The following is an 8,684-nucleotide window of genomic DNA, read 5'->3' on the forward strand; positions in this document are numbered from 1 at the left end:
CACAGACGGCCACCACCGACCACGCGGCAGGGCACCGCAACCACCACCCGGTACACGATCAGCACAAACCCGGCTGCCACACCCTCCCGACCCGCACCTTACGGCCCACCGACAAAGCAGACTACCGAGCAGGCCCTCGGCAGCATCCACACGCCGCTGTTCAAAACGCTTCCCGACCACACCGGCATCAACGCCAGCAACAAGGATGCCGACCCGGAGAGCAATGCAATGCTGACCATCAAACAGATGAAGCACGTGAACGCAACCTCGATCATCAGGAACTTCACCGACCGCATTTTGTGCTGTTCGTGATGTCTGTTCGAGCCTGTGGTGTGGACGTCATGGGCTTGTTTACCGACCGGGTTCAGGACGTTCGTCATGTTCTGAAGTCGGTACGGAGGACGAATGGTGCGGCACCTGGTGGTCGGGGACCTGAGGGTCCAGCGGATCGAGCGGAAGGGCGGGAGGAGATCGTGGACCGTCGTCTGGCCGGAGGGCGCTCTCCACGCCGAGGCGGACCGGTTCCTGCGCGTCCATGACGGCTCGGGCACGCAGAAGACCTACGCGTACTACCTGGTGGATCATCTGCGGTGGCTGGAGCGCGAGTGCCTGGCCTTCGATAAGGTCCAACTGCGCGACCTTGAGCGCTACATGGGCGTCGTCGGCGCCGAGGTCCACATGCCGCTCGGAGAGCCGTGGCGGATAGGCAAGCGCCCCTACGGCCGCTCCGCGCTGTCGACCGCGGCATCCTGCCTGAAGGGCTTCTACCTGCACCAATCCTCTCTCGGCGTCAACGTGGACCTCGGTGGGAAGCTCGACGGCACGCGTCTGCCGTCGCGGGTGGACCGGCACCGCTCGCTCCTCGGGCACGTGAAGTCCACGATGCCAGCGAACCCGCTCGCGCCGAAGGGACCACACCGCCGGCACCCGAAGATGCTGCCCGACGGCGCGAGGGAGAAGTTGCTGGCGACGGTGAACTCAGCCCGGGACCGGATGGTGATGACCTGGCTGGCCGACGGCGGGCTGCGGATCGGCGAGCTCTGCGGGCTGCACCTGGTCGACCTGCACCTGCGCGAGAACGCGGCCTGCGGCGAGTGCCGCGCCCCTCACCTGCACGTCTGCCACCGGCCCAGCAACCCGAACCGGGCCGAGGCCAAGACCAAGCACTCCCGCCAGGCCGGCACGTCCCGACCTCAACCGTGAACAAGGTCGTTAGGCGATGCGGCGGGAGTGCACGCTGACGGCATAGCCGCCGCCCTGGCGGTAGGGGGCGCCGCCCCAGGTAGCGAAGCGCTGCCGCAGGATCAGTCCGGCCCGTGTGCACCAGTGGTCGAACTCCTGCAGTGTCACTGTCGGTTCTGGCAGCGGCAGGTGTTCCGCGTCCAGTCCCATGCCGGTGACCAGCAGTCCGCCGGGGCTCAGTATGGCGGCCAGTTGCCGAACAACAGCTGGTTCTGTGCCAGGGGCCAGCAAGGGGATGACGTTTCCGGCGGCGAGCGCCAGGTCGAAGCCGGGTTCCAGACCGAGGCTGTCCAGGTGGGCCAGGTCACCGTGGAGCCATTCCTGCGTGGGGGCGTTGCTTCGGGCGACGGCGAGCATAGAGCGGTCGACGTCCACGCCCGTGCAGAGGTGGCCCAGCTCGGCGAGCCGGATCGCGATCCGACCGGTGCCGCAGCCGGCATCGAGTATCCGGGCGGCGGGTTTCAGCAGCGCAGCACAGAAAGTGGCCTCGCCGTGGACGTCGTGGCCTGATGCAGCGAGCCGCGCAAACCGCCGGGCGTACTCCTCTCCGGCTTGTCCGCCTGTCAGCTCTGCCCAGCGGTCGCGTTGCCTTGTCATGTCCTGCGTGCCTTCCGGTCAGCCCGGTAGTAGGAGCGAGGGCGGCGCCATCGCGCATTTCCTCATCGTAGGTACAGATCTCACCGGGCCGTCTCTCTCCACTTCGGAGAGCAGTGATGGCCAGGTGTGTGCGGGTCGGTGTCAGAGCCACATGAGCTCGGACACCGCGATCGCGTCGGTGCGGCACAGACGCAGCAGTTCCTTCGAGGTCAGCCCAATGCCGGGCGACGACGGTCCCTCCGGTGTCCCCTGCAAGCCCCCGTAGGCCGTTGGAGCCGCAGTTCGGCGACCGGATCCGGCTCGGCGTACTCACCGAGGAGATCACCCCCGAAGTAGTCGACGAGGTACTGGAGTTGACCGGAAGGGCCGGGCGCCGCCGCAGGCTTCTGCCGGCCCGCGCGGTGGTCTGCTTCGTCCTGGCCCTGTGCCTGTTCAGCAGCTCCGACAGCACTGGGCCGCCGGGTTACCGGGTGGTCCTGCGGACCCTGACCGAGAAACTGCGGCACCTGCCGGGCGGCCACGTCCAACACCTGCCCACCAGTTCAGCCCTCACCAGAGCCCGCCAGCGCCTGGGCGACCAGCCGTTCCTTCGAACGCCAGTGGCCCGCGACGGCGCCAACAAGAGCGGAAACCCGCAGGTCAGACTGATGCCCCTGATCGACTGCGGCACCCACACCCTCATCGACGCGGCCTTCGACTCGATCGCCGGATTCAGCGAGCACAAGCTCGCCTGCCGCCTGCTCGCCTCCCTGCGGCCCGGCATGCTGCTGCTGGCTGACCGCAACTTCGCCTGCCATGAACTGTGGGGCCTGGCCGAAGCGACCGGCTGCCACCTCGCCTGGCGGATCAAGAAGAACCTCGTCCTGCCACCCCTGTGGGTTCTGCCCGACGGCTCGTGCCTGTCCGTCATGCCCACCCCCGCCGAGGGCCAGAGCCTGGGGAACGCCCGCTTCCACGGCCGTACTCCGACAGGACTGCCCCAAGGACACCTCATGCGCATCATCGACTACACCGTCACCATCCGGCCCCGGCACAGGCCACCCCAGGTGGAGGGCATCAGAGAGCTGCGATCGAGTGGCCACGGCAGGGGAGCGCTTGTCGAGCAGCAGGCGCGATCGGCCAAGGCGTCGATCGGGGGTGAGGACGACAGGCGGCGATATCCATGAGAACGGCCATAACCGTCGCGATGGACAGAATCTCCCCATCCATCGGTTGGGTGGGCGGCCTTGGTCAAGGGACCCATGCATGGCGGGCTCGTCCACCATGCGCGTACGGGGAAGTCCGTTGCACTTCCGTGCAACGGGCGGGGCGTGACTCATGACGGGCGCGCGACGCCGCCGGCGGCCTAGGAGACCGCCGCGGCGCAGGCCTGATGTCACGTGCCGCCCCGCCCGGCTGACAGCCCGGCAGCCCGGTTCCGCCGTCAGGCGTGGGGCTGCAACAGCTTCGCCGCGACGTCCTTGCGCAGGGCGGGAAGGTCGGCGTACAGCGTGGTGCCGGGGCACTCGGTGGTGAGCCAGTCACGGTGGCCGCTGATCATCTGGACGTCCTTGCGGACGCCGTTGACCGGGTTGACGAAGGTGACGGCGGCCTCGGGGTCGAAATTGTGGTACAAGGACAGCGCGGCCAGCAGCCGGATGAGTGCCTGGCGGGCCGCGGCCGTCGGGGGCTGTTCGTTCGAGTTGCCGAGCAGGGCGATGCCGAGGTTGCCCGAGTTGTAGCCGGAGGCGTGGAAGGCGGTCACCATCTTCCCGCTCACGTCATGGGCGGGGATGCCGTCCGTGCCCGAGTAACGGCCCTCGTAGATGAGGCCGGACTCGTCGATCAGGTAGTGGTAGCCGATGTCGCCCCAGTCGTTCGTGATCGCGTGGAGGTAGTAGTACGCCCGGATGGTGGCCGCCGGGTCAGGGTCGCCGTTGACGCCCGCTGTGTGATGCACGGTCATCGTCTGTGCCGGGTAGTAGGTCTGCGGCGAGTTCTCGGTGCCGTCCGGCTTGAAGCGGAGGGACTCGTCGGCGCCCCACCCGGCCCGGGTGATGTACTCGACGCCCGCGATCCGCCCCACCTTCGCGGCCGTGGCGACCTCCTTGGACGGCCCGTTGACCGTGTCGATGGCGGTGGAACGTACGTCGGTCGCGCCGTCCGGCAGCTGCAGCTCGTACCCGGCGGCGCCGCCGGCCGGCACCAGCACGCTCACGCTCTTCGCCGGGTCGCCGGAATCCCCGTCGGCACCGGCCCCGCAGACCGGCTGCAGCGCCGTCCACGCGCCACGGCTGCCGTCCTGGCCTATCAGCCGGATGCTCGCGCCCCGCCTGGACCCGGTCCAGCTGACACCGACGTGCTCCACGGGGAATTCGGCCTGTACGGTCCGCGCGGCGGCACCGGTGACGGACTTCGCACGCGTACGCGCCACACGGACCGTACGCGCGCCCGAAGTGGCCGTTGCGGAGGTTGTTGCACCGACCGCCGGCACGGCAGTCAGGCCGGCCGCAACGCCGGCCGCGGCACCGGCCGCGATGAGGACGGCACGACGGTTCAAGAGAAGCTTCTTGCGCACAATGGATCCTTTCAAGTGGCGCAGAGCGAGGGGAACTTGCCGCCCCCGGCCCGGCCACGGAGCGCATGCCGGGCGGGTCGCAGGAGGCAGGCAGAAAGCGCTCTCCCTCAGTACTGACTCTTTATACGAGGCGGCGGTACGCATCGTTCGACCGGGGGTCGCCTCTCACTGCCCAAAAGCCGTTCACTTACGGAGAGTTGCTATTCAGAACACACAAGGCGGGGGTGCCGCACATAGCTGTGACATCCCGTCAGCGACGATGTCGGCCGACTCGCGGCGCCGGCACGTCGGCCCACCCGATGACAGACCGAGCGCCCAACGGGGCCCCCTTGCAGACAGTCACAGTCGCTGCACCTGGCGCAGAGGCTGGGCACGGTGAAGATGGGCAGGGTGGCGTTGGACAGCACGAAGCTTGAGGCCAATGCCTCAAAGCACAAGGCGATGAGCTACGCCCGCTTGGTCGACAAGGAGCAGCACGTCGAGGCGGAGATTGCAGAACTCGAAGCCGCTGCGGCCGCGCTGCTGGCCGACGCGGCCGCCGTCGACGCCGCCGAGGATGAGAAGTTCGGCCGCGGTGGCAAGGACACCGATCTGCCCGGCGAACTGGACCGGCGGGAGAAGCGCCTGGGGAAGATGCAGGCCGCTCGCGCGCAGATCGAGGCCGAGGCCGCCGAGCGGGCTCGGCGCCACGCCGAGGACAAGGAACGCCGACGCCAGGGGCGGACCGGTGCCGGCGACAATCCCGACGCCGTGCAGGCCGCCGGAGACAAGGCCGCCGAGGTTGCGCGGCCGATGGATAAGGCGCAGGCCAACTTCACCGACCCGGACTCCCGGATCATGAAGAACAGCGACGGGGCCTACATCCAGGCCTACAACGCCCAGGCCGTCGTGGACGGCGCGCACCAGATCATCACCGCCGCCGATGTGACGACGAACCCCTCGGACGTGCTGAACTACACCATGATGCTCGACCAGTCCGCCGCAAACACCGGTATCCATCCCGAGCAGGCGCTGGTCGACGCAGGGTACTGCTCCGAGGCGAACCTCGCGGCCGCAGCCGACCGCAAGGAAGAGCACGGCACCGACACGTTCATGGCCACCGGTCGTCTGACCTACGACGAGCAGGTCAGCGCCGCACCGCGCGGACGCATCCCACAGGACGCCACGGCCCGTGAGCGCATGGCCCGCAAGCTGCGGACCAAACCCGGCCGCGCCGCCTACAGCCGCCGCAAGGCCATCGTCGAACCCGTATTCGGCCAGATTATGACCTGCCAGGATGGCTGTGAACTGCTGCTGCGCGGTGAGAACGGGGCCCGTGGCGAATGGCGACTGCTGGCGGCCTGCCACAACCTCCGCAAGATCTTCCGGCACGCCGGAACCGCCGGGCTGGCCGCCGCCCGAGCCTGACGGCCCGGCCGGAGCCCCCTGAACAACGGCCCACCGAGCCCACCACTGCGGCACCAGGCCCGAACAAACGGCCGCGACCGGCCATCAGCCGATCCACAACGGCTCGTCGGCTGGGCCATTACCGACCCACGCTCCTAGGGGAGCAGTCCGTTGTTGTGATCCACGATGTATCAACGAACGGGGTGCGGGAACGCCTGCCGCATCTTCCCCGGCACGCGGTACCTGGACTGGCAGCTCGATGACCCGGCCGATGCCAATCCTCTCGAACTGTGGAGATCTTCCAAGCGGCCAGCTCCAAGGCGGAGTTGGCTCGGTGGGACACGTTGCTCGACACCTCGAAGCGTGGAGGAACGGCCGTCCTGCTTTCTCAGGAACAAACCAAGATCAGCAGGTCGGGTGACCGGCGAAGTCAAAGATCAAGCTAAGCACCCGTGGTTGACCCCGGTCGCATGATCATCAGGATCGTGACGGTGACCCAGAGCATGCTGAAGAGCCCGGTGACCATGGCGAGGCGGACGGTGGCCTGCTGAGCGACATCGCTCAGCCGGACGGTGGTCTGCTGAGCGACATCGCCCGCTCCGGGGTTCACCATGCCCGCCCCGCCGTCCCCCGCGCCTTCTCCGCCTTCCGCCATGCCCTCCACGCCCTCTATGAGCGCAGTCTGCTGGGGCAGGACCAGCGCGCCGAGAACGACGGCGGCCAGCACCGTCAGCACGATCGAGACAATCACCCAGGTATCGCCGAGCACGCCCATGCTGTCGGCCGTGGCGAACCCGAAGAGGGGCACGGAGGCGCCGACCGTCGCATACACACGGCAGATGCGGTGCAGCACCCGGACAGTGGAGAGGGCCTGGGCGTCCCCGGGCTCGGCGAGCGCCTTGCGCGCACTGGGCGGGAACATGCTGGCGGCCACGGTGACGGGCCCGATGGCGACGATCGCGAGGAGGACGTGCACGATGAGAAGGAACTTATTCACGGGCTGAAGATAGGGGCACGCACCAACCCACGGAAGCGGCACTTCTGCCAAGGTCCGACAGATTCTCGCCACGACGGATTCTCGCCATACCTCACGACATAACGCCCACCCGGGCGGCCACGCCCAGATTCCGCAGGAAACGATACGGCCGCACAAGGCAAGTGCACCATAGCCCCCCTTGGCCGGAACCCGTCGTATGTCTACGCTCTCGCCATGCACACCGTGGCCGTACTGGCACTCGACCAGGTCATCCCCTTCGACCTCTCCGCCCCGATCGGCACCTTCGGCTGGGCCCGGCTGCCGGACGGCCGGGAGCCCTACCGGATCCGGGTCTGCTCGGCCACGGCGGACGAAGAGGTGAACGCGGGCCCCTTCACGGTCCGCGCCCCCTACGGCCTGGAGGCGCTCGCCGACGCCGACACGATCGTCCTGCCCGGCGTCACCGACCCGGCCGCCCCACTCCCGCCCGGCGTGACGGAGGCGCTGCGCGCGGCCGCCGCGAACGGCACCCGGATCGCCTCCATCTGCGCCGGCGCCTTCCTCTTCGCCGCCACCGGCCTGCTGGACGGCCTGCGCGCGACCACCCACTGGTTCGCGGCCCAGGACCTGGCGGCCACATACCCGGCCGTGACCGTCGACCCGAACGTCCTCTACGTCGACAACGGCCAGTTCCTCACCTCGGCCGGCGCGGCCGCCGCCCTCGACATGTGCCTGCACATGATCCGCAACGACCACGGCTCAGCCGTCGCCGCGCACGCCGCCCGGATGTCCGTCATGCCCCTCGAACGGGAGGGCGGCCAAGCCCAGTTCATCATCCACGAACAGCCGCCGGTACCGGCCGGCACCACGATGGAGCCCCTCCTCGCCTGGCTGGAGGGGAACGCAGACCGTGACCTGACCCTGGAGGACGCCGCCCACGCCGGCATGAGTACCCGTACGCTCAACCGCCGCTTCCGCGAGCAGACGGGCACCACGCCGCTCCAGTGGCTGCACCGCGCACGGGTCCGCCGCGCCCAGTACCTCCTGGAGACGACGACGTACCCGGTCGAACGCGTCGCGGCACAGGCGGGGTTCGGCTCAGCGACGGCGTTCCGGGAGCGGTTCAAGCGGGTGGTCGGGACGAGCCCGTACGCGTACCGCCGCGCGTTCCAGGCACGGCACCAACTCCGGCCCCGGCCCCGGCCCCGGAGTCCGTGTCCACTGTCGCTGCCTCGGCCTCGTAAGGCCCTCAGGCCCATAGCGCTCCGTGCCTGCAGCGCTCTGCGCCTGCTCAGGCCGGCCGGTCGGCCACGGCCCACGAGGCGAGGACCACGGCCCCGGCGGCGCCGGTGGCGAACAGTTGTGTCCAGGCGTCCTGCCAGGACATCGCTGCGGTAGGTGCAGGGTGAGGCACCGGGCTGAGCGGGCGATCCAGGCGGGGACGTGGATGAGGTGAGCACCCAGGGCGGCGGTGGCCTTGGCGTGAAAGGCCGAGGTCTTCGCCGCCCGGCTGGTGCCCAACACCAAGCACGATCAGACCGCGAAGTTCCCCGACATGGCCGGCGGCCTGGTTCTGATGCTCGCGCTCGCGGCCCTCGCCGTGAACCTGCTCTCGGCAAACCTGTGGATGCAGGGCCACGGGCACTACTCAGCGATACGCACAGGACTCGCCGTAGCCCCCGGCCCGGTGATGTTCGCAGTCGCCGCTGCCGTGGCCGAAGTGCTCCATCAAAAGTTCAAGATCAAGGTCAGCCACATCGCTGCGGCGGGTCTCATGGTGTCGGCAGTCGGCTCATTCCTGCTGATTGCCCTCGTTCTCAGCCACCTCAGACTTGCTTCCTAATGCTGTTGTCAACCGGCTGCGGAAGCTGGAAGCGTGACTTGGTAGCAGCGTCGGTCACGGATCAGGGCCCACAGGACGTTGAC

Annotated in this window: 7 protein-coding genes and 2 pseudogenes; 5 read left to right on the forward strand and 4 right to left on the reverse strand. The window is 68.7% G+C overall.

What is annotated here, in order from left to right:
* Nucleotides 1–98: 98 nt before the first annotated feature.
* A complete protein-coding gene (locus AB0D57_RS39975; RefSeq protein WP_362085397.1) occupies nt 99–380 on the reverse strand; it encodes a hypothetical protein in 282 nt (93 codons plus the stop codon).
* A 25-nt stretch (nt 381–405) separates the two neighbouring features.
* Between AB0D57_RS39975 and AB0D57_RS39980 the strand changes: the two genes are divergently transcribed.
* On the forward strand, nt 406–1,203 hold the full coding sequence (locus AB0D57_RS39980) for a hypothetical protein (protein ID WP_362085400.1): 798 nt from the start codon (nt 406–408) through the stop codon (nt 1,201–1,203).
* Between the two features lie 9 nt (nt 1,204–1,212).
* Here AB0D57_RS39980 and AB0D57_RS39985 read toward each other — a convergent pair whose 3' ends face one another.
* On the reverse strand, nt 1,213–1,839 hold the full coding sequence (locus AB0D57_RS39985) for a methyltransferase domain-containing protein (protein WP_362085403.1): 627 nt from the start codon (nt 1,837–1,839) through the stop codon (nt 1,213–1,215).
* 242 nt (nt 1,840–2,081) lie between these two features.
* Here AB0D57_RS39985 and AB0D57_RS39990 point away from each other — a divergent pair, with 242 nt between their 5' ends.
* The gene (locus AB0D57_RS39990) at nt 2,082–3,005 is read left to right on the forward strand and encodes a transposase domain-containing protein (protein WP_362085406.1); all 924 of its coding nucleotides are present in this window, start codon (nt 2,082–2,084) and stop codon (nt 3,003–3,005) included.
* Nucleotides 3,006–3,262: 257 nt separating this feature from the next.
* Here the strand turns inward: AB0D57_RS39990 and AB0D57_RS39995 are convergent, their stop codons facing one another.
* A complete protein-coding gene (locus AB0D57_RS39995; RefSeq protein WP_362085409.1) occupies nt 3,263–4,378 on the reverse strand; it encodes an N-acetylmuramoyl-L-alanine amidase in 1,116 nt (371 codons plus the stop codon).
* A gap of 346 nt (nt 4,379–4,724) precedes the next feature.
* Here AB0D57_RS39995 and AB0D57_RS40000 point away from each other — a divergent pair.
* Nucleotides 4,725–5,803: pseudogene (locus tag AB0D57_RS40000) on the forward strand (transposase); the annotation flags it as partial.
* A gap of 421 nt (nt 5,804–6,224) precedes the next feature.
* On the opposite strand, the gene AB0D57_RS40005 reads toward AB0D57_RS40000, so the two are convergent.
* The gene (locus AB0D57_RS40005; protein WP_362085412.1) at nt 6,225–6,779 is read right to left on the reverse strand and encodes a hypothetical protein; all 555 of its coding nucleotides are present in this window, start codon (nt 6,777–6,779) and stop codon (nt 6,225–6,227) included.
* A gap of 213 nt (nt 6,780–6,992) precedes the next feature.
* Here AB0D57_RS40005 and AB0D57_RS40010 point away from each other — a divergent pair.
* Nucleotides 6,993–7,931 (forward strand): annotated as a pseudogene (locus AB0D57_RS40010) (helix-turn-helix domain-containing protein); the annotation flags it as partial.
* Nucleotides 7,932–8,271: 340 nt separating this feature from the next.
* A complete protein-coding gene (locus AB0D57_RS40015) occupies nt 8,272–8,601 on the forward strand; it encodes a hypothetical protein (protein ID WP_362085415.1) in 330 nt (109 codons plus the stop codon).
* The last annotated feature ends 83 nt before the right edge of the window (nt 8,602–8,684 follow it).

Source organism: Streptomyces sp. NPDC048275 (assembly GCF_040652275.1).
Taxonomy (GTDB): Bacteria; Actinomycetota; Actinomycetes; order Streptomycetales; family Streptomycetaceae; genus Streptomyces.

What these genes read in the sequence shown, in the direction of transcription:
- AB0D57_RS39985 (WP_362085403.1), bottom strand. Translation starts at nt 1,839, where the DNA reads ATGACAAGGCAACGCGACCGCTGGGCAGAGCTGACAGGCGGACAAGCC.
- AB0D57_RS39975 (WP_362085397.1), bottom strand. Translation starts at nt 380, where the DNA reads ATGACGAACGTCCTGAACCCGGTCGGTAAACAAGCCCATGACGTCCAC.
- AB0D57_RS39980 (WP_362085400.1), top strand. Translation starts at nt 406, where the DNA reads ATGGTGCGGCACCTGGTGGTCGGGGACCTGAGGGTCCAGCGGATCGAG.